At 66.4% G+C, this 20,776-nt stretch carries 18 protein-coding genes; 7 read left to right on the forward strand and 11 right to left on the reverse strand.

Annotated features, from left to right (window positions below; all coding sequences use genetic code 11):
* Positions 1-51: 51 nt before the first annotated feature.
* From HDG37_RS40335 to HDG37_RS16020, 4 genes are all read right to left on the reverse strand, one after another.
* A complete protein-coding gene (locus tag HDG37_RS40335) occupies positions 52-225 on the reverse strand; it encodes a hypothetical protein (RefSeq protein ID WP_184049279.1) in 174 nt (57 codons plus the stop codon).
* Between the two features lie 390 nt (positions 226-615).
* Positions 616-2,181 carry an efflux transporter outer membrane subunit gene (locus HDG37_RS16010; RefSeq protein ID WP_184049281.1) on the reverse strand — a complete coding sequence of 522 codons (1,566 nt, stop codon included), beginning with the start codon at positions 2,179-2,181 and terminating at the stop codon, positions 616-618.
* Between the two features lie 14 nt (positions 2,182-2,195).
* On the reverse strand, positions 2,196-5,324 hold the full coding sequence (locus tag HDG37_RS16015) for an efflux RND transporter permease subunit (RefSeq protein WP_184049283.1): 3,129 nt from the start codon (positions 5,322-5,324) through the stop codon (positions 2,196-2,198).
* Entirely contained in the window at positions 5,321-6,469 is a 1,149-nt protein-coding gene (locus HDG37_RS16020; RefSeq protein WP_184049285.1) for an efflux RND transporter periplasmic adaptor subunit, read from the reverse strand. The genes HDG37_RS16015 and HDG37_RS16020 overlap by 4 nt, the downstream gene beginning before the upstream one ends.
* Positions 6,470-6,687: 218 nt before the next feature.
* On the opposite strand from HDG37_RS16020, the gene HDG37_RS16025 reads away from it, so the two are divergent.
* Entirely contained in the window at positions 6,688-7,305 is a 618-nt protein-coding gene (locus HDG37_RS16025; protein ID WP_090805323.1) for a TetR/AcrR family transcriptional regulator, read from the forward strand.
* Between the two features lie 85 nt (positions 7,306-7,390).
* Here the strand turns inward: HDG37_RS16025 and HDG37_RS16030 are convergent, their stop codons facing one another.
* Complete coding sequence (locus tag HDG37_RS16030) at positions 7,391-7,603, reverse strand: hypothetical protein (protein ID WP_184049376.1); 213 nt, start codon at positions 7,601-7,603, stop codon at positions 7,391-7,393.
* A 269-nt stretch (positions 7,604-7,872) separates the two neighbouring features.
* On the opposite strand from HDG37_RS16030, the gene HDG37_RS16035 reads away from it, so the two are divergent.
* Entirely contained in the window at positions 7,873-8,937 is a 1,065-nt protein-coding gene (locus HDG37_RS16035) for a LysR family transcriptional regulator (protein WP_184049287.1), read from the forward strand.
* Positions 8,938-8,968: 31 nt separating this feature from the next.
* On the opposite strand, the gene HDG37_RS16040 is transcribed toward HDG37_RS16035, so the two are convergent.
* The 6 genes from HDG37_RS16040 to HDG37_RS16065 form a co-directional block, all read right to left on the reverse strand.
* Positions 8,969-9,199: a DUF2795 domain-containing protein gene (locus tag HDG37_RS16040; RefSeq protein ID WP_184003893.1), complete on the reverse strand. Its 231-nt coding sequence runs from the start codon at positions 9,197-9,199 to the stop codon at positions 8,969-8,971.
* 192 nt (positions 9,200-9,391) lie between these two features.
* A complete protein-coding gene (locus HDG37_RS16045; RefSeq protein WP_184049289.1) occupies positions 9,392-9,646 on the reverse strand; it encodes a hypothetical protein in 255 nt (84 codons plus the stop codon).
* 217 nt (positions 9,647-9,863) lie between these two features.
* On the reverse strand, positions 9,864-11,201 hold the full coding sequence (locus tag HDG37_RS16050; RefSeq protein WP_184049291.1) for a C45 family peptidase: 1,338 nt from the start codon (positions 11,199-11,201) through the stop codon (positions 9,864-9,866).
* A gap of 142 nt (positions 11,202-11,343) precedes the next feature.
* Complete coding sequence (locus HDG37_RS16055) at positions 11,344-13,077, reverse strand: ClcB-like voltage-gated chloride channel protein (protein WP_184049292.1); 1,734 nt, start codon at positions 13,075-13,077, stop codon at positions 11,344-11,346.
* Between the two features lie 112 nt (positions 13,078-13,189).
* Positions 13,190-13,927: a glutathione S-transferase gene (locus HDG37_RS16060; RefSeq protein ID WP_184049294.1), complete on the reverse strand. Its 738-nt coding sequence runs from the start codon at positions 13,925-13,927 to the stop codon at positions 13,190-13,192.
* Between the two features lie 201 nt (positions 13,928-14,128).
* Positions 14,129-15,208, reverse strand: coding sequence for a YeiH family protein (locus HDG37_RS16065; RefSeq protein ID WP_184049296.1), 1,080 nt, complete (start codon positions 15,206-15,208; stop codon positions 14,129-14,131).
* A gap of 132 nt (positions 15,209-15,340) precedes the next feature.
* On the opposite strand from HDG37_RS16065, the gene HDG37_RS16070 reads away from it, so the two are divergent.
* The 5 genes from HDG37_RS16070 (at position 15,341) to HDG37_RS16090 (ending at position 20,756) form a co-directional block, all read left to right on the forward strand.
* Complete coding sequence (locus HDG37_RS16070; RefSeq protein WP_184049298.1) at positions 15,341-16,234, forward strand: LysR family transcriptional regulator; 894 nt, start codon at positions 15,341-15,343, stop codon at positions 16,232-16,234.
* 236 nt (positions 16,235-16,470) lie between these two features.
* Entirely contained in the window at positions 16,471-17,265 is a 795-nt protein-coding gene (locus tag HDG37_RS16075) for a sugar phosphate isomerase/epimerase (RefSeq protein WP_184049300.1), read from the forward strand.
* Positions 17,266-17,394: 129 nt separating this feature from the next.
* Positions 17,395-18,378, forward strand: coding sequence for a sugar kinase (locus tag HDG37_RS16080; protein ID WP_260334880.1), 984 nt, complete (start codon positions 17,395-17,397; stop codon positions 18,376-18,378).
* Between the two features lie 123 nt (positions 18,379-18,501).
* The gene (locus HDG37_RS16085; protein WP_184049302.1) at positions 18,502-19,791 is read left to right on the forward strand and encodes an MFS transporter; all 1,290 of its coding nucleotides are present in this window, start codon (positions 18,502-18,504) and stop codon (positions 19,789-19,791) included.
* Positions 19,791-20,756, forward strand: coding sequence for a D-glycerate dehydrogenase (locus HDG37_RS16090; RefSeq protein ID WP_184049303.1), 966 nt, complete (start codon positions 19,791-19,793; stop codon positions 20,754-20,756). Before HDG37_RS16085 ends, HDG37_RS16090 begins: the two co-directional genes overlap by 1 nt.
* Positions 20,757-20,776 lie beyond the last annotated feature (20 nt).

The following is a 20,776-nucleotide window of genomic DNA, read 5'->3' on the forward strand; positions in this document are numbered from 1 at the left end:
GCCGTGGATTCTTAAGCGATACGGGCACCGGCCCGCTCTCGCCGCATACCGTCATGTCAGCGGCGAAACACCTCGACAATCGCCTTCCGGCACGGTCATGGTACGGCCATCGTCTAGCCGGATGAGCAATACGATCGAATTTCCAATCCATTGTTCTGACCGCGTAGCGACGATTTCGCAAATATCTTCCCAGGCAATGTGTTGCTCGCCTTGCTGATTTGTCACGACGAGACCCTTATCGCTCAGGGATAGAGCGAAGGAGAATCTTCGTCGTCATTCGATCAGAGACCGATCATTTGCCTCTCGAAGCGCAACGGTCGCAGTGGCTATCTGAGGCGCTTGCTCGTCTTGAGCCCGAGTTCAAAAGCTCGCAAGAGTGGGCAAGTTCTTTCGCGCCTCAAGCATGCATCGATCTGATAGCACGATTCAGTGATCGATAAACACCGTTGAGGCGCTGTAGAGCACGCGTCCTGTGGCTTGCTTCTGATTCGTTTCGCACCGTACAAACAAATCGTATTAGGTTCAATGCGTTAGCCCGTTGTTCAGACAGTTTTCAACAGGCTCATCAACACGAACTGGGGATAAGTGTGCCGCGTTCCGTACGGAATCCGAGATTTAGTTGGATGTCGCCGTGTTCGTCGTCCCAACCGATGCAGGCGCAGAAGCCGAAGTCGCCGCAGCCGATGATACGCCTGCCTGATCAACCAGCGGATTCCCCATCGCCTGAAACAACGCCGCCGTATCCGTCAGCCGCGCGCTCATATAGCGGATCTCATCGAGCTGCGCGTTGCGCCATTGCTGCTCGCTCGAACGCGTCGCGGCGACGGGCAGCGCGCCGAGCCGAGAGCGCGCCGAGGTCTCGTTGAACACGCCCTGTGCCGAACGCGCGGCGACGTTCGCGGCATCGAGCGACTGCGCGTCGTGCTCGAGTGAGGCGAGCGTGTCGGCGACGTTCTGAAACGCGGCCAGCACGGTCTGTTTGTACTGCGACACGCTCGCTTCATACGTGTGCTGCGCCGCGCGGCGCTGCGCGAGCAGCGCGCCGCCGTGAAACAGCGGTTGCGACAGCGACGCGCCGATGCTCCAGATGGCCCCCGCACCGGACATCGCGACCGGCCAGCTAAACCCGCCTTGTCCCATCGATGCCGACAGCGACAGACTCGGGAACATCTGCGCGGTGGCGACGCCGACATCGGTCGCAGCGGCCTTCAGCGCGGCGTCGGCGGCCTCGATGTCGGGCCGCGTGCGCAGCAGCTCCGACGGCACCACCACCGGCACCTGCTCCGGCACATGCAACTGCGCGAGATCGATGTCGTCGGGCGCGGCATCGGGTGTGCGGCCAAGCAGCACCGCGAGCGCGTGACGCGTAGTGAGCCACTGTTGCTTCAGCGCCGGCAGACTCGCCGACACGCTCGCCGCGCTCTGCTGCGCGTTCAGCAGATCGGCATGCGATACCGCACCGAGCGCGAAGCGCCGCTCGGTATCGCGCGCCTGATCGTTGGCGAGGACCACGAGCCGCTCGGTCGTGTCGATCTGAGCATGCAGCGCGGCGCTCGTGATCGTCGCGGTCACGATGTTCGCGGCGAGCGCGCGCCGCGCCGCCTCGAGCTGGTAGACCTGCACGTTCACGCGCGCGGCGAGCGCCGCGTTCGCGAGACGCGCGGCGCCGAACAGATCGAACGTGTAGCGCGCCTGCAACTGACCGACGAACACGTTGTACAGAAACGTGTTCGGTCCGATCTCGGGGATCGCGAGCGCGCGATTGCGGGTGGCCTGGCCGCCGGCGTCGATGGTCGGCAGCAGCGAGCTGCCGACCTGCGCGCGCAATTGCTCGCGCGCGGCCGCGAGACTGCGGTCGGTCGCGTCGAGCGTCGGACTGTTGCGCAGGCCTTCGTCGACGAGCGCGTTCAGCGCATCCGAGCGGTACAGCTTCCACCATTCGGGCACCGGCTGCGCGCCGGTCACGAACTGCTGCGAGACGCCCTGCGCAGTCACGGTTTGCGTCGGTAGCGGCTCGGCACCGTAGTGCGCGGGCTGCGGCATCGCGGGCGCGTCGCCGTTCGGTCCGAACGAGCAGGCGCCGAGCATGCAGGTGATGCCGGCGATGCTGGTGGCAAGCGTGGTACGGGCCAGCGCGTCGAAGCGCGCGCGGCGGTGGCGGGATAGGGCGGGAGTAGTCATGCTCGTGCTCATGCTCAGTTACCCGTGTGCGTGGCGCCGGCACCGGACGGCGTCTGCGGCTCGCGCTCGTCGGCGCGTACGCGGAACGACGCGGCGTACAACGCGGGCAGATAGAACAGCGTGAGGATCGTCGCGCTCGTGATGCCGCCCATCAGCGCGGTCGCCATCGGCCCGAAGAAGTTCGAGCGCAGCAGCGGGATCAGCGCGAGCACGGCGGCCGCGGCGGTCAGCGTGATCGGCCGGAACCGCCGCACGGTCGCGCCGACGATCGCATCGAAACGCTTCTGCCCCGACGCAATGTCCTGCTCGATCTGATCGACGAGAATCACCGAGTTGCGCATGATGATGCCGAACATCGCGATCACGCCGAGCATCGCGACGAAGCCGAACGGCTGGCCGAACAGCAGCAAGGTGAGCACGACGCCGATCAGGCCGAGCGGCGCGGTCAGCACGACCATCAGCACGCGCGCGACGCTTTGCAGCTGGATCATCAGCAGCGTGAGCACCGCGATCACCATGATCGGAATCTGCGCGTTGATCGAGGTTTGACCCTTGGCGCTTTCCTCGACGGAGCCGCCGATCTCGATCCGGTAGCCGACCGGCAGCGTCGCGCGGATCGGCGCGAGCGCGCGGTCCACCGCGTGCGTGACGTCGATGCCTTGCGCGCCGGCCGCCACGTCCGACTGCACGGTGATGGTCGGCTGACGGTCGCGTTCCCAGATCACGCCGTATTCGAGGTCGTTGCGCAGATGTCCGAGCGTGCCGAGCGGCACCGGGCCGTTGGGCGTCGGCATCGCGAGCGCGGTCAGCTGCGACGGGTCGACGCGTTCGGCGCGCGGCGCGCGCAGATCGACGCTGATCAGCTTGTCGCGCTCCCGATACTGCGTGACCGTGTAGCCGGACATCGTCATCGCGAGAAAGCTGGCGATGTCTTCGGACGTCACGCCGAGCTCGCGCGCGCGTTTCTGGTCGATCTCGAAGCGCACCGAGCGCTCGGCGGGTTCGTCCCAGTCGAACTGCACGTTGCGGGTGCCGCGATTGGCGCGCATCGTCGCGGCGACGCGTTCGGCGATCGAGCGCACGGTCGCGATGTCGTCGCCGCTCACGCGGAACTGCACCGGATAGCCGACCGGCGGCCCGTTCTCGAGGCGCGACAGGCGCGTGCGGATCGCCGGGAAGTTGTTGAGCAACTCCGGTTCGAGCCACTGCGCGAGCTTCTCGCGATCCTTGACCGACTTCGCGGTGATCACGAACTGTGCGAAGTTCGGCTGCTGCAATTGCTGATCGAGCGGCAGATAGAAGCGCGGCGCGCCGGTGCCGACGAAGCTGACTGAGTGATCGATTTCAGGCCGGCCTTTGAGAACCTGTTCGAGGCGCTGCGCCTGGCGCAGCGTTGCATCGAACGACGCGCCTTCGGGCAGCCGCACATCGACCAGCAACTCCGGCCGGTCCGAGCTCGGGAAGAACTGCTGCGGCACGAGCGAGAAGCCGGCCATCGCGAGCACGAACAGCAGCACGGTGATCGCGAGCACGACGAAGCGCCGCTCGATGCACCAGCCGATCCAGCCGCGCAAGCGCGTGTAGAAGCGCGTGTCATAGATGTCATGTTCGTGATCGTCAGGCTCGTGCGCATGGCGCTTGCGCTCGGGCAGCATGTGATAGCCGAGCAGCGGAATCAGCACGACCGCCGCGAGCCACGACGCGATCAGCGCGATCGCCGACACCTCGAAGATCGAGCGCGTGTACTCGCCGGTGCTCGACTTCGCGAGCGCGATCGGCAGGAAGCCGGACACGGTGACGAGCGTGCCGGTCAGCATCGGAAACGCGGTGCTGGTGTACGCGAAGGCCGCGGCGCGCGTGCGGTTCCAGCCTTGCTCGAGCTTCACCGACATCATTTCGACCGCGATGATCGCATCGTCGACGAGCAGGCCGAGCGCGAGCACGAGTGTGCCGAGCGATACCTTGTGCAGGCCGATATCGAACAGGTACATGCACAGCGCGGTGACCGCGAGCACCACCGGAATCGAGATCACGACCACCATGCCGGTGCGCACGCCGAGCGACACGAGGCTCACGACCAGCACGATCGCGACCGCTTCGGCGACCGCTTCGAGGAAGTCGTCGACCGAGCGCGCGACCGCGTGCGGCATGCTCGATACTTCGACGAGATTCAATCCGGCGGGCAGCGCGGCGCGCAGTTGGGTCATCTGCTGATCGAGCGCGCGGCCGAGGCGGATCACGTCGCCGCCCGGCTGCATCGTCACGCCGATACCGAGCACGGGTTTGCCGCCGAAGCGCATCTGCGTGACGACCGGGTCGTCGTAGCCGCGCTTGATCGTCGCGATGTCGCCGAGACGCAACGTGCGGTTGTTGATGCGGATCAGCGTGTCGGCGAGCGCGCGCACGTCGTTGAACTGGCCGCTCGGGCGCACGAACACGCGGTCGTCCGTGGTGGTCAGCGTGCCCGCGGGCGCGATCGTGTTCTGCGCGTTGATCGCCTGCCCAAGCTGTTGTGGCGAGATGCCGAGACGCGTCAACTGCGTGTTGGCGATCTCGATGTAGATGTGCTGATCGGGATCGCCGAAATAGTCGACCTTGCCGACGCCCGGCACGCGCACTAGCACCGAGCGTAGCTGGTCCGCGTAATCGTGCAGTTGCGCAGCGGAAAAGCCGTCGCCTTCGAGCGTGTAGATGTTGGTGTAGACGTCGCCGAATTCGTCGTTGAAGAACGGGCCCTGGATGCCCGGCGGCAAGCTCGACGCGATGTCGCCGACTTTCTTGCGCACCTGGTACCACGTCTCGGGCACCTGGCTCACCGGCGCCGAGTCCTTCATCGTGAAGAAGATCAGCGATTCGCCGGGACGCGAGTAGCTGCGCACGAAATCGATGTACGGCGTTTCCTGCAGCTTGCGGCCGATGCGATCGGTCAGCTGCTCCTGTACCTGGCGCGCGGTGGCACCCGGCCAGAACGTGCGGATCACCATCACGCGGAACGTGAAGGGCGGGTCTTCCGACTGCGCGAGCCGCGTGTAGGCGAGAATGCCGAACGCAGTGGCGAGCGCGATCAGGAATACGACCAGCGCCTGATGACGCAGCGCCCACGCGGACAGATTGAAGCGTCCCTCTTCGTGCGACGTGCTCATGAAGCGAAGTCCTCGGGATGCAGCGGTGCGATCGCGCGGACTTTCTGGCCGGCGCTCACGGTGTGCACGCCCTGCAGCACGACGCTTTCGCCATCTTTCAGGCCATCGCTGACGACGAACGTGCGCTCGTAGTAGCGCGTGACGGTTACGCGACGCAGCTCGAGCGTGTTGTCCGCTGCGCGCACGACCCACACGGCCGGTTCGCGCCCCTCGTGAAACAGCGCGGTGACCGGCAGCGTGAACACGCCGTGCTGCGCGGCCGCCGCGGCGAGCGGCACGGCCGGCGTGACGTCGGCGGTCATGCCGAGGCGCACGTCGGCGCCGGCATCGAGCAGGGTCAGACGCGCGCGCCAGGTGCGGCTCTGCGGATCGGCGGCCGGCGACAGCTCGCGCACGCGTGCGCCGAGCGTGCGGCCCGGCAGCGCGGCGAGCGTGACGCTCGCGTTCTGGCCGACCGCGAATGCGGCGAGCGCGCTTTCGGGCACGTCGCACAGCACGTCGACGTCGCCGCTCCACGCGAGGTTGTAGACGGCCTGACCCGCCGACACGTTCTGGCCCGTGTCCGCCTGTTCAGCCGTGATGACGCCCGCATGACCGGCGACGAGCGTCGTGTACTGCAGCTGGTTCTTCGCGAGTGCCGCCTGCTGCTGCGCCTGATCGCGCTGCGCGAGCGCGGACGCGTAGGCGTTGGTGGTCTGTTCGAGCTGCGCGGGCGCGATCAGGTTCTCTTTGGCCTGCGCCCTGTCGCGTTCGAGCTGCTGCTGCGCATAGACGAGGTTGTGCTGCGCGGCGTCGAGCTGCGCCTGCGTGCTCGCGGCGTTTTTCTGCGCATCGGCCGGGTCGAGCAGCGCGACGACTTCGCCGCTTTTCACCGTGTCGCCGAGCCGTACCCGCCGCTCGATGATCTTGCCAGCGACGCGGAACGACAGCGGCGTCGAATAGCGCGCCTGCACTTCGCCGGGCAGCGACGCCGCCTGCAGCGCGTGGCCGTCCGCATGCACGGCGAGCGCGACCACCGGGCGCGGCGCGGGCGCCGCGGCTTCCCTCTTCGAGCAGGCCGCGAGCGCGAGCACGCCTGCCAGCGCCAACGCGCAGGTCTGGCTGGAGAAACCGCGGTGAGAGGATGGGGGAGACTGCTGGCGCATCGCTGACGATGCGGGAGAACCGGGACGCTTCACAATTACCCCATCTGGAGACAGCGAACGAACACGGCAAGCCGCGCGGCCCGCCAGCGAAGACCCGCATGCCGCGCCATGCTAATGGCATACAGGAATGGCTTTGAATGAAGCAATGCATTCTAATACACTCATGTATCTGAATGTATGGATGGATTTGAATTCTTTTGGGTGCTAGGCTTGCGGCCATGAAACGTCAAAGACTGACAAGAGAGCAGAGCAAGGACCAGACGCGGGAGCGGCTGCTCGATGCCGCGCAGGCAATTTTCATGAAGAAGGGCTTCGTCGCGGCGAGTGTCGAGGACATCGCGGCGGCGGCTGGCTATACGCGCGGCGCGTTCTATTCGAACTTCCGCAGCAAGACCGAGCTGTTTCTGGAGCTATTGCGGCGCGATCACGAAGCGATGCAGGCGGGCCTGCATGCGATCTTCGAAAGCGCGGCGTCCCGCGAGGAGATGGAGGCGCGCGTGCTGCGCTACTACAGCTCGCTGCATCGCGAGAACAAGTGTTTTCTGTTGTGGGTGGAGGCGAAGCTACTGGCGGTGCGCGACGGCCGTTTCCGGCTGCGCTTCAACGCGTTCATGCACGAAAAGATCGAACAGTTGAGCGCCTATGTGCGCGAGTTCTCGGAGCGCGTGGGCACGCCGATGTCGATGCCGCCCGAGCAGCTCGCGATCGGCCTGATGGGTCTGTGCGACGGCGTGCAGTTCTTCTACACGGTCGATCCGCAAAATGTGCCGGCGGAGATGGCCGAAACGGTGCTGGCGGGGTTTTTCTCGCGCGTGGTGTTCGGGCGCGATGCGTAACGGTAGGCGTTGAGCCTGGAGGCGCGGATGCGCGGATGCGCGACCCGGAGGGATCGCGCATCAGAGACGGTTCAAGGCGGAAAAATCATTCGACCGGCAGTTGCGCGCAGGCCTCGGCGGCGGGCGCCGCGCACGCGAACGCGTACTGGCCGCTGGCGTCGAGGAATTTTTCCCCGGCGTGCAGGGCAACCTTGATATCGGGGCAGCGCTCGTAAGCGATATAGGCCGAGCTTGCGGCGGCCGACCAGCAAACCAGCGAAAACGCGATCTTTTCCAGCAGACGAAAACGATGTGGCATGGCGGTGTAGCGGTAACTTTCTTTGGCCGCCATCTTACCAGTAAACTAGGGTTTATACCTAGCTAAAATCCACGATAGACGCCGTAATAGTGGCGCGATGGACACGCCGCGCCGAATCTGACCGGAATGTCATGTCTGGGTCAGGGTTGGGACATGTCCTATCGCTAGAATCGGTTGCGTTGGGCGGACCCGCGCGCGCCCATGCGGCGCGGGTCGACACAGGCGGCAACGGTTGCGCCGGCCCGGCTTTACCGAGGCAGGAGTCGTCCATGAATCAACTGCAGTCGATGCGCGTGTTCGTCAAGGTGTCGGACCTCGGCAGTTTCGTCGGCGCGTCGGGCGCGCTGGATCTGTCCACCGCGGTCGTCACGCGGCACGTCGCGGATCTCGAAGCGCGGCTCGGCACGCGACTGCTGAACCGCACCACCCGCCGTCTTTCGCTGACCGAATCGGGCGCGACCTATCTGGAGCGCGTACGCCACATCCTCGCCGATCTCGAGAGCGTCGAGCAGATGGTGGTGGCGCGCAATCACGAGCCGGTCGGCACGCTGCGCATCGTCGCGCCGGTCGTGTTCGGATTGCACAGTCTCGCGCCGGTCGTGCAGTCGTACGCGGCGCGCTATCCCGACGTCGTGCCCGACGTCACGCTCGCCGACCGCCACGTCGATCTGGTCGAAGAGGGCTTCGACGTCGGCATCCTGGCTGCGCGGCACATGCGCAGCGCGAGCATCGTCACGCGGCGGTTGACGACCGGCTACATGACGGTTTGCGCGACGCCCGAGTATCTGGCGCAACACGGCACGCCGAAGCGCCCCGAGGATCTGCTCAGGCATTCGTGCCTGAGCAGGCCGGCCGAGCAGGGCGGCGAGGAGCGGTTGTTCAATGGGCCGGACGGCGAAGTGCGGGTGCGGCCGACCAACGCGATCGCGGCGAACAACGCCGAGATGCTGCGGCAGTTCGCGCTGCTCGGCATGGGCGTGGCGATCCTGCCGAGCTACCTGATCGGCCGTGATCTGACGGCGGGGCGGCTCGTGCGTCTGCTCGACGCGTACAGTCTGCCGCCCATCGAAATCACGATTGCGTATCCGAGCCGGCTGCATCTGCCGGCGAAGGTGCGGACGTTCATCGACCATCTGGTCGAGCATTTCCAGCCGGACAGCGCGCAGGCGCGGGATTCCCGTAGCGTGGCGCCGGTGCGGGTGGTGGCCGGGGTGAGCGGGTCCGACGCTCCGACGGCGCGCGAGATCGCCGACGACGCGCTCGAAAACAGCCGCACGACGCGCCGTGTGACGCGGGTGGCGCGCGCGCGGATCGCGGCGTCGTCGCAGTTCTGACGTGTGAGGTGAGGCGAGGCTGAATCCGGGTTCAAATCCCTAAGCCCGGGCCATAGTTGCCGCCGATCAGGCGCGTGACCGACTCGATGTCGACATAATCCTGCTCCGGCATACCATCGAGCATCGCCAACACCTCGTTGCTCGCGCCGGCTTCGCGCGCGGCGTCGACGAGTGCGTCCTTGTTGGTCGGGAATTCGACTTCGCTGAGAAGATCGGCGATCTGCAGATCGATCGATTCGCCGGGGATATCCGAGGCCGTCATGCGCATGCTCCTGGTGAGCTTAAGTTAGTCACGTCGTTATTGCTGCCACGAAAAGCCAGCGCCTCGCCGCGATGAGTTTCTCGCAGTCTGTTGCAATCCCGCGCCCATCGCCACCCCATCGTCATGACAGCCGGCGCAAACCGGGCAGGCGCGCCGTCGTAGCCGCGCCGCCGCCCGCCGTTGCGGCGGCCCTCACGTGGTCAGATGCTCGTTCTGCCCGGTCAGGCTGCGTTCCAGATGTCGGGACTTCGGCAGCGCAATATGCTCCCATTGCTGCGGACGGCTGGCGTCGGTGCTCGACACGTCTGGGGCCGCAGGCGCGACCGGCGCGGCGTTCGCGCGTTGCGCAAGCGTGATGGAATCCGTGCTGTCCGAGGCGGTATGAACCGGCGCGGCAAAGCACGAGGCTGACAGCGTCACCATGATTAACAGTGTCGAGGTTTTCATCGCCCGACCTCCTAAAGCTCATGCGGCGCTGACAATCGAGCAAACCCTGTGCCGTCCCGCGTCGAGAGGACGGTGCGAGCCGAGGACGGCATGGCGCTGCGCGGCCCCAGGCTCTTTACTATCTTAGATGGCAAATACTGCAACGCGCGCACATTTGCGACAAAACCGGATTGTAGATTCCATCATCGCATGAACAGGCGCGCGCGTCCGCCATGCGCTAGCGCAGCACATCGAAGCGCGTCCACGGCCACGACGGCCGGTCGCGCATATAGCCGTTCAGCCAGTTCCACTGCGGATGCCGCTTCATGAACGCCTGTGCGTCGAACGGCCGGCCGCACGGATGCCCCCAGCGCGCGGTGAAGGCCATCTCGCGGGCCATTTCGCTGTCGATCACCTTGCCGTCGTTCGCGCCCCACGGATTGAACGGCCCGTGATCGGTGCCGCCGAAGCGCGCGTCGTCGAGCTCCAGATGCCCGCAGATCGTGCGCGAGCACGGGTTGTCGTTGCGATCGAGATAGACGTCGTGATGATCGGCGATCATCTGCTTCGCGAGCTCGACGTCGATGCTGCCGCGATGCAGTTCCTCGAGCTGCATGAAACGCAGACGCCGCGCGCCGTTCTTGCGCACGTCGGTATAGTCCTCGCCTTCGCCGATGCATTCCTGGTTGCGGATCTTCAGATCCGTCGCGGTGTTGTAGCCGCTGTAGAAACCGTCTTTGGTGGTCTCGAAGCCCGCATAGTGCAGCCCGAGTTCGTAACGCGCGATCTCGCCGGTCTTCGTGTCGCCGAGCAGCCAACTGTTCGCGTAGCCGCCGTTGTTCGCGAGCGAGAACATGTCGCACCATTCCTTGATGCTGTTCGCATATTGCGACGCGCGCCGCGAGCGATAGAACTCGGGCGCACCGGCCGCGTTGTAGCCCGCGAAGTTCGAGATCGTCGTTTCGGTGATCATCAGGCCGGCCGCCGTGACCCAGAAATCGGTCAGGCTCGAGATGCAGCCCGGCAGGCCCTGCATCAGGATGCGGTTGCCGCGGTCGGGCACGATGTCGAACACGACGTTGAACGCGTCGCCGGCCGCGTAGCGGTCCCACGAGTTGTGCGCCATCACGATGCGGCCGTCGCGCGTCGCGTTGCCGGTCGCGATGAACGCGCTGCAGTGGTGACCGCGCCGGCCGCGCCACAGTTTCGCGCCCAGATGCGGCTGCGCCTGCGCGGCGTGCGTCGGCCACCAGCTTTGCAGCAGATCCATGTAGCCGTTCCACGCAAGCACTTCGGCGAACGGCAGATTCGCGCCGTCGGCGATGCCATGGATTTCATCGGCGAATTCGGTGTCGAGCTTGCTCGCGAACTGGCTCGTCGCGGCATTGACGAAGGTGTCGAACTCCTCGCCGGTGTCCCATTTGGCGAGATAGCGCGCGGTGCGGATCGCGTTTCTGATTTCGTCGGCGAGCAGCTGGCCGTGCTGCTCGCCGCGATCGTACGGCTCGCCTTCGATATGCACGAAAATCCAGCCGGCCTGATCGCGGCGTACGGCCTCGGGGGACGGTTCGCTCATCTTCGCTCCGACGATACGGCGGGCGCTGTCGCTGCGCCCAAGCTGGGCTCACGCGTGCCGGCCGCGTGAAGGGCCGGCGGGTCTGTCCATTGTAGAGAATCCGCGGCGCTTTGCATCGCGCCCCGCGAAGCCTGCGAAAGCTCTAGCGCGACGGACTCATGCGGAAGTACGCATCGAGCAGCGAGGTCTTGTAGACGACGCCGGCGAGCTTCGGATGCGCGGTGCTTTCGATCACCGGCAGCCGCTCGCCCTGAAACGCCATGAAGTGCTGTAACGCGATGGCGAGCGACATGTCCGGCGTCAGCACGTCGAAATGCGGCTGCAGATAATCGGCGGCGGTTTTCATCGACGTTTCACGCCGCTCGAGCAGATCGGACGTGATGTCCTTCAGCGCGACCACGCCGAGAAACGCGCCCGAGTCGTTCGCGACGTACAGATACTTGACCGGATACTCGAGGAACACGCGCGTCATGTCGTGCACGGTCGCGTTCGGCGGCACGACGGTCTGCGCGGGGCGGATCAGCTCGCGCATCTGCGTCGCGCGCAATCGCGAGCGCTCCTGCTCCTCGCGATTGCGGCGCAGCGTGATCTCGTACATCGAGGTCTTGCCGATCGCGCGAGCGACGAAATACGCGACCACGCACGACAGCATCAGCGGCAGCACGACCTGATAGCTCAACGTCATCTCGAAGATCATCAGGATCGCCATCAGCGGCGCCTGGGTCGCGCCCGCGAGGAATGCGCCCATGCCGACCATCGCATAGGCGTAAGCGGCCGACGTCGCATGCGGCCACAACGCGTGCATGCCCTGGCCGAACAGCGAGCCGACCGCCGCGCCGACGAACAGCGTCGGCGTGAACACGCCGCCCACCGCGCCGGAGCCGGCCGTCGCCGCGGTCGCCGCGAGCTTGCAGACGAGCACCAGCAGGAGCGCGGACCAGGTCCACGGCGAATGCAGGATCGAGTTCACGACGCTGTAGCCGTTGCCCCACACCTCGGGCTCCGCGACCGAAATGATGCCGACCACGAGACCGCCGAGCGCGAGCCGCACCGGCAACGCCACCGGCAGCTTGCGAAAGGCCGCCTTCGATGCGTCGAGCAGCCGCAGAAACTGCGGCGCGGCCGCGCCGCACAGCGCGCCGAGCGCGACGAACAGCAGCACCTCGGGACCGGTCACGGTCGGAAACTCCGGCATCTCGTAGGGCGGCTTGTAGCCGGCGAACTCGCGCATCGTGATGTTCGCGACGACCGCCGCGACCAGCACCGGCCCGAAGCTTTCCATCGCGATCGAGCCGAGCACGATCTCGGTGACGAAAAACGCGCCCGCGATCGGCGCGCTGTACGCGGACGTGATACCGGCCGCCGCGCCGCACGCGACGAGCAGGCGCAGCCGCGGCGGATCGAAGTGGACCCAGCGGCCGATCAGCGACGAGGCGAGCGCCGCGAGCTGCACCATCGGACCTTCACGACCGATCGAACCGCCGCTCGCGATCGTAAACAGCGACGACACGCTGCGCCACAGGCTCAGGCGCACCGGCACGACGCCGTCGCCGATCGCGACCGCTTCCATGTAGTCGGTGTGCGTTTTCGTGTCGGCGTGACGCTGCGCAATCAGCAGGAAAATGCCGGCGACGAGACCACCCGCGGCCGGCAGCCAGATGCGCATGGTCCACGGCAGGCTGCGCGCCATGTCGACGAAGCTGCCGGAGCGGCCGGCAATCGCCAGTTGCAGCAGTTCGATGCCCTTGCGAAACACGATGGTCGCCAACGCGCCGGCAATGCCGACCACAACGGCCCAGACCAGCACCGTATGGGCTTCTGAGAGGCGGAAAACGCTTTGGGCGCGGGTGCGCAGCTTCAGCAGGAATGAAAGCACGTCGTCGGTACGGGGCGTGAGGGACGGTTGAAAAACCCGTGGCACAACAGCAGCGCGCCCGCCTCGAATGGCGGGCGCGCGGCGGCGAGCGGGCGGGGGCGGGCGGCGCGGTTCAAGTCGCCGCCTTGTCGAGTTCAGGATAGTGCCGGAAGATGCAGCTTTCGTTATGGCCGATGCGCCGGTCCGAGTCCAGATACGCGGCGATGTTCGGTCTTGCGATCACGGCGTCGTGCAGCGCGGCGAGCCGCGGATAGTGCTCGCCGAAGCGCTTCAGCGCGCGCGGAAACGCGTACAGCAGACCGTCGATCAGTTGGAACATCGACAGGTCCACATAGGTCAGCGTGTCGCCGACCATGAAGCTGTCGCCGGCCGGATTCTGCGCGAGCACGCGCTCGAAGTACGACATGAACTTCGGAATCCGATGGTCGATGAAATCGTGCGCGCGCACCTTCGCCGCGTCTTTCTGATCCTCGTAGTAGAGGCCGCTCGCGAGCGGATGGTGGGTGTCGTGCGCTTCGGTGACGACGTCGGCGATCGTCAGCTGCAGGCCGTTCGCGACATGGCGCAGGCTGTCCACCTCCGGCGCGAGCTTGAGCCGCGGGCCGAGATAGAACAGGATGTTGGCGGTCTGCGCGATCACCAGATCGCCGTCTTTCAGAAACGGTGGCGCGAACGGCGGATACGGCTCGTCGGGGCTTTGCATCACCGCCATCATCGCCTTGGTGCCAAGGCCCTTCGAAGGCTTGCCGCGCGCGACTTCGACATAGTCGACGCCGGCTTCCTCCAGCGCGAGCCGCACGAATTCGCCGCGGCCTTGCAGGCCATCCCAGTAGTACAGTTCCAGGCTCATCGATCGATCCTCATTGCGGTCGCCCGGACGCGTCGCGGCAAGGCGGTTTCACCGCTGTCATCGGACGTCGCGCACGGGCGGGTTGGGGGGCAAAGTTCGCAGCAACGAGTATGCCGTGTGATCGGCCGGGATGGTGCGCGAGAAAGCGCAAAACCCCGCGCGCGGCGGGGTGTCGGGGAAGGCGGGAGAGCCGGCGACGGCTTAGTGGAACAGGTGCTGGACGGTCCATGTGATGCCGAGTCCGCCGGCGATCAGCCATACATAGAGAATCAGGCCGGTGGTCAGCGCGCGCGGACCCGCTTCGCGAATCTGCGAGAAGCGCGTTTCCATGCCGAGTGCGGTCATCGCCATCGTCAGCGCGAAGGTGTCGAACAGGTTCAGCGTCGAGGTGGCGCTTTCCGGCAGCACATGCAGCGAGTTGATCGCCACGCAGGCGAGGAAGCCGAGTGCGAACCAGGGGATCGCCAGCTTGCGCGGGGCGGCGCCGTGCGTGCCGCCATCCTTCGCGCCGCGCGTCGGGCGGTTCACCCACAGGCCGACCACCAGCAATACCGGCACGAGCAGCATCACGCGGGTCATCTTGACGATCGTCGCGATGTGCGTCGCTTCGGGGCTCACGTTGCTCGCCGCGCCGACCACCTGCGCGACCTCGTGGATCGTGCCGCCGAAGAACAGGCCGGCGCCGACCGTGTCGAGATGCAGCCAGCCTGCGTTGAACAGCACCGGGTAGAGGAACATCGACAGCGTGCCGAACAGCACGACGCTGCCGACCGCCATCGCGCTCTTGTGCGGCTTCGACTGCAGCGTCGATTCGAACGCGAGCACCGCGGCCGCGCCGCAGATCGCGCTGCCGGCCGCCGTCAGGAGCGCGGTGTCGCGATCGAGCTTCATGATTTTCATGCCGGCCCAGGTGCCGATCACGAGCGTGCTGACGACGATCAGCACCGACTCCGCCAGACCCGGCAGGCCGACCTGGGCGATTTCCTGCAGGCTCACACGCAAGCCGAAGAACGCGACCGCGATGCGCAGCAGCTTGCGCGCCGAGAAATTCACGCCGGCCGCCCAACTGGCCGGCATGCTGTCGCGCAGCGCGTTGCCGTAGATCGCACCCGCGACGATGCCGACGATCAGCGGACTCAGGCCAAGGCCGGCAATCGCCGGAATCGCCGCGATGCGCGTGACCGCGGCGGCGAACAGCGCGACGAACAGTACGCCGTTGAGCTGGCCGCGGGTGGACAGCGCGGGGGAGGCGGCGGCGAGCGGGGCGGTGGGTGTGGACATGATCGGTGGCTTCGTAACGGACTTGCGTGGGACTGCATAAGCAGCAATGGGGCTAATCCTAAATTAGATATATCGATATGAAAAATCGTGATTTAGAATGTGAAGTATCGGCTCAACGGATATTTAATCGAGATGACCCCGGATCAACTTATAACGTTCGCCGCCGTCGCTGAGCATCGCAACATCAGCCGGGCGGCGGTGGCGCTGCATCTGTCGCAGCCGGCGGTGTCCGGCCAGCTGAGGCAATTGCAGGACGAGTTCGGCGAGCCGCTGTATCAGCGCGATGGCCGCGGGGTGCGGCTGACGCCAGCCGGCGAACAGCTCGCCGCCTATGCGGCGCGGCTGCGCGACACCTGGCGGCAGGCGCATGCCTATCGCGACGCGCTGCGCGGTCTCGAACAGGGCACCTTGCGGATCGGCGCGAGCACGACGCCGGCGAGCTACCTGCTGCCCTACCTGATCGCCGAATTCCATCGCCGCTATCCGCACGTGAGCGTGCATACCGCCAACGGCAACACGGCCGAGATCGTCGGTGCGCTCGGCTCGGTCGACATCGCGATGATCGAGGGTCCCGCCGGCGCCGATCTGCCGCCGGACACGGTCGTCCATGCGTGGCGCGAGGACGAGATCGTCGCGATCATGCCGCGCTCGCATCCGCTCGCGCAGGCGGACAATGGCGGGCGCATCGAGCTGGCCGCGTTCGGCGCGTATCCGCTGGTGCTGCGCGAGGAAGGCTCGGGCGTGCGGCAGACGGTCGAGCGCGAGTTCGTGCGCGCGGGCGTGCCGATGCGCGTGGCGCTCGAAATCGCGGGGGTTGAAGGGGTGAAGGAGGCGGTGCGGGCGGGGATGGGTGTCGGTTTCGTGTCGGCGATGTCGATGCGGCATGAGAACGGTGCGCTGCGGCTCATGTCGCTGAGCCCGCAGCCGCTGACGCGGCGGCTGTCGATTCTGGTGCCGCATGCGAGCGCACCGTCGCGGGTCGTCGAGCAGTTTCTGGCGATGTGCGTCGCGGACGAGGGCGGCTGACTTCCGCGCTGGCAGCGTATGCGGTCGAGAATCCGAACCCGCGCGTGGCGCTGCCGTGCCCGGCGCGCTTCGCTTTACACTCGCCGTATGCCGGCCGCGCCTGGGGATTTCCTCTATGGTGCGCGATGGCTGTCCCGAGCACCATTCGCTCGTCGCGGCGCCTCGGCGCTTTTTTTCGAAGTTTAGTTGGAACCGGTTCCAAAAGCGGTTTCGCTTCAGAATTGCGTGAGTTGGATATGGCTGATGCAGTGGAGATCGTGGTCGTCGCCAGCGCGTTCGGCGTGAACGCCGTGCGCGCCGACGGCCATCTGAAATGGGCGCAGGCGGCAAAGCGCGCCGGCGCGGCGGGTTTCGAAGTGCGCCGGGAGCTGTTCGCGAGCGACGCGGACGCGGACTCGCAACGGCTGCGCGCGCTCGGCGCGGCGTTGGCCGATCTCGGGCTGTGGTCGGTGTTCTCGACGCCCGCATCGTTGTACGCGGCGGACGGCCAGCTCGATACCGACGCCCTGCGTATCGCGCTCGATCAGGCGGCCGCGCTCGGCGCGCGCTTCGTCAAGCTGCAACTCGGCGGCTTCGCGGGCGAGGCTCACGGCGCGGCCATCGTCGCGCACGTCGCGAGCGGCTCGGGCATCACGGGCGGTGCGCAGCCACGGCTCGTCGTCGAAAACGGGCAACTGGCGCAGGGCGGCTCGCCCGCGCAGTTCGTCGGGCTGTTCGATGCGCTCGCGCGTGAAGGCCACGCGGGCGTGCTCGGCATGACGTTCGATACCGGCAACTGGGCGTGGCTCGACGTCGCGCCGCTACCCCTCGCGCCGCAGCTCGCGCCGTACGTCGAGTACATCCATTGCAAGACCACCACGGGCGAGGGCGCGCGGCGCTTTGCGAGCGCGCCGGCCGAGGATGACGCGCCATTGCGCGCGCTCCTCGACCGGCTGCCGCGCGATGTGCCGCGCGGCATCGAGTTTCCGTTCGATCGGAGCCGGATCGACGCGGATGCCGCGCGTTATGTGAGCTGGCTTGCGCGCGCGTAGACGCGGGGCGCGGCATCACGAAGCGCCTCGGTCGAAGCCGTACAGCAGACGAGGCAGCAAGCCAGGCAGCAAAGAACGCATTCCACGCAACACGACTCACCGCATCAGCAGCACCACCAGGAGCCCAGCATGACGCACCCTTACCCCGCGCTCGACGTGATCACCTACGGCGAAGCGATGGCGATGTTCGTCGCCGCCGAAGCCGGCCCGCTCGCGGGCGTCGGGCACTTCACGAAGCGCATCGCCGGCGCGGATCTGAACGTCGCGATCGGCTTGTCCCGACTTGGCTTCAGGGTGGGCTGGATGAGCCGCGTCGGCGACGATTCGTTCGGCCGGTACGTGCGCGACACGCTGACGAAAGAGGGCATCGACCAGCAATGCGTGAGCACCGACGCGCGCCATCCGACCGGCTTCCAGCTGAAGTCGAAGAGCGACGACGGCAGCGACCCGGCGGTCGAATACTTCCGCAAGGGCTCGGCGGCGAGCCATCTGTCGCTCGACGACTACCTCGCCGATTACGTGCTCCCCGCGCGTCATCTGCATCTGACCGGCGTCGCCCCGGCGATCTCGGCAAGCTCGCGCGAACTCGCATTCCACCTGGCCCGCGAAATGCGCGCTGCGGGCAGGACGATCTCGTTCGACCCGAACCTGCGTCCGACGCTATGGCCCTCGCGCGCGGCGATGGTCGAAGGCTTGAACGCGCTCGCGGCGCTCGCCGATTGGGTGCTGCCCGGCATCGGCGAGGGTGAGATTCTGACCGGCCACACGCAGCCGGAGGACATCGCGAAGTTCTATCTCGAGCGCGGCGCGCGCGGCGTGATCGTCAAGCTCGGCGCGCAGGGCGCGTATTACCGCACCGCGACCGATGCCGCGACGATCGCCGGCCGGCCGGTCGCGAACGTCGTCGATACGGTCGGCGCGGGCGATGGTTTCGCCGTCGGCGTGATCAGCGCGCTGCTCGAAGGCCGCACGCTCGCGCAGGCGGTCGCGCGTGGCAACCGGATCGGCGCGCTCGCGATCCAGGTGATCGGCGATTCGGAAGGTTTGCCGAGCCGCGCCGAACTCGACGCGCTGGAGCTGGCCGAGGTACCGGACATCGCAAGCGCGGCCTGACGCGGATCGGACCGCATCGATAGCGCTGCATCCGCAACCAGCATCGACGACAACAAGAGCGCCCACAGCGCGCCCAGATTTTTTCATCATTGATTCGGGACGACGCCGTCCAAGGAGACTTCCATGACCTCATCACTTGCGATTCGCCGCTGGTGGACGATCATGCCGATCGTGTTCATCACCTACAGCCTCGCGTATCTGGATCGCGCGAATTTCGGCTTCGCGTCGGCGGCCGGCATCAACCAGGATCTCGGCATCAGCAAGGGGCTCGCGTCGCTGATCGGCGCGCTGTTCTTCCTCGGCTATTTCTTCTTCCAGATTCCGGGCGCGATCTATGCCGAGCGCCGCAGCGTGAAGAAACTGGTGTTCTGGAGCCTCGTTCTGTGGGGCGGCTGCGCGGCGTTGACCGGCATGGTCAGCAACATTCCGTCGCTGATGGCGATCCGCTTCCTGCTCGGCGTCGTCGAAGCCGCGGTAATGCCGGCGATGCTGATCTTCATCAGCAACTGGTTCACGAAGAGCGAGCGCTCGCGCGCGAACACGTTCCTGATCCTCGGCAACCCGGTCACGGTGCTGTGGATGTCGGTCGTGTCGGGCTATCTCGTGCATTCGTTCGGCTGGCGGCACATGTTCATCGCCGAGGGCGCGCCCGCGATCATCTGGGCGATCTGCTGGTGGTTCCTCGTCAAGGACAAGCCCGAGCAGGTGTCGTGGCTCACGCAAGAGGAAAAGGACGCGCTCGCGCGGACGCTGCGCGCCGAGCAGGCCGCGATCAAGCCGGTGCGCAACTACAGCGAGGCGTTTCGCACGCCCGCGGTCATCAAGCTGTGCGCGCAGTATTTCTGCTGGAGCATCGGTGTTTACGGCTTCGTGCTGTGGCTGCCGTCGATCCTGAAGAACGGCTCGTCGTTCGGCATGGTGGAAACCGGCTGGCTGTCGGCGCTGCCGTATCTGGCCGCGACGATCGCGATGCTTGCAGCTTCGTGGGCATCGGATAAACTCAACCGCCGCAAGGTGTTCGTGTGGCCGTTCCTGCTGATCGGCGCGATTGCGTTCGCGGCGTCGTACGGGCTCGGCTCCGCGCATTTCTGGGTCTCGTATGCGCTGCTCGTGATCGCGGGCGCGGCGATGTACGCGCCGTATGGACCGTTCTTCGCGATCGTTCCGGAGCTGCTGCCGAAGAACGTCGCGGGCGGCGCGATGGCGCTGATCAACAGCATGGGCGCGCTCGGTTCGTTCGTCGGCTCGTACGTGGTCGGTTATCTGAACGGCGCGACCGGTTCGCCCGCGGCATCGTATGCATTCATGAGCGTGGCGCTCGTCGCCGCGGTGATCCTGACGCTCGCCGTCAAGCCGGCCGCGGCCGAACACCGTGGCCCCGCTCGTCCCACCGTCGCAAGGAAAATTAGCTGATGAACAAGATCGTCGCCTGGAAGTCGCTGCCCGAGGATGTGCTCGCTTATCTGCAACAGCATGCGCAGGTCGTGCAGGTCGATCCGTCACAGCATGATGCGCTCGTCGCCGCGCTGCGCGATGCCGACGGCGGCATCGGCGCGAGCGTGCAGATCACGCCGGCGATGCTCGAAGGCGCGAGCCGGCTGAAGGCGCTGTCGACGATCTCGGTCGGCTACGACCAGTTCGACGTCGACGACCTCACGCGCCGCGGCATCGTGCTCGCGCACACTCCGGACGTGCTGACCGAATCGACCGCCGATACCGTGTTCTCGCTGATCCTCGCGTCCGCGCGGCGCGTCGTCGAGCTGGCCGACTGGGTCAAGGCGGGGCAGTGGCGCACGAGCATCGGGCCCGCGCAGTTTGGGCTCGACGTGCAGGGCAAGACGATCGGCATCGTCGGCTTGGGGCGGATCGGCGGCGCGGTCGCGCGACGCGCGGCGCTCGGCTTCAACATGACGGTGCTGTATACGAACCGCAGCGCGAACCACCAGGCGGAGCAGGCGTATGGCGCGCGGCGCGTCGAGCTGGCTGAATTGCTCGCACAGTCCGATTTCGTCTGTCTGCAGGTGCCGCTCACGCGAGAGACGCGGCATCTGATCGGCGCCGCCGAACTGCGCGCGATGAAGAAGAGCGCGATCCTGATCAACGCTTCACGCGGCGCGACCGTCGACGAACCGGCGCTGATCGAGGCGCTGCGCAACGGCACGATTCACGGCGCGGGCCTCGACGTGTTCGACACCGAACCGTTGCCTGCCGACTCGCCGTTGCTCGCCATGCCGAACGTGGTCGCATTGCCGCATATCGGCTCGGCGACGCACGAGACCCGTCATGCGATGGCGCTCAACGCGGCGGAGAACCTGGTCGCCGCGCTCGACGGCACGTTGACGACCAACATCGTCAACCGTGACGTCCTGGCGAAGTGAATCGCAGGGCGGGGCGCAAG

This window comes from Paraburkholderia sp. MM5384-R2, assembly GCF_014201025.1.
Lineage (GTDB): Bacteria > Pseudomonadota > Gammaproteobacteria > Burkholderiales > Burkholderiaceae > Paraburkholderia > Paraburkholderia tuberum.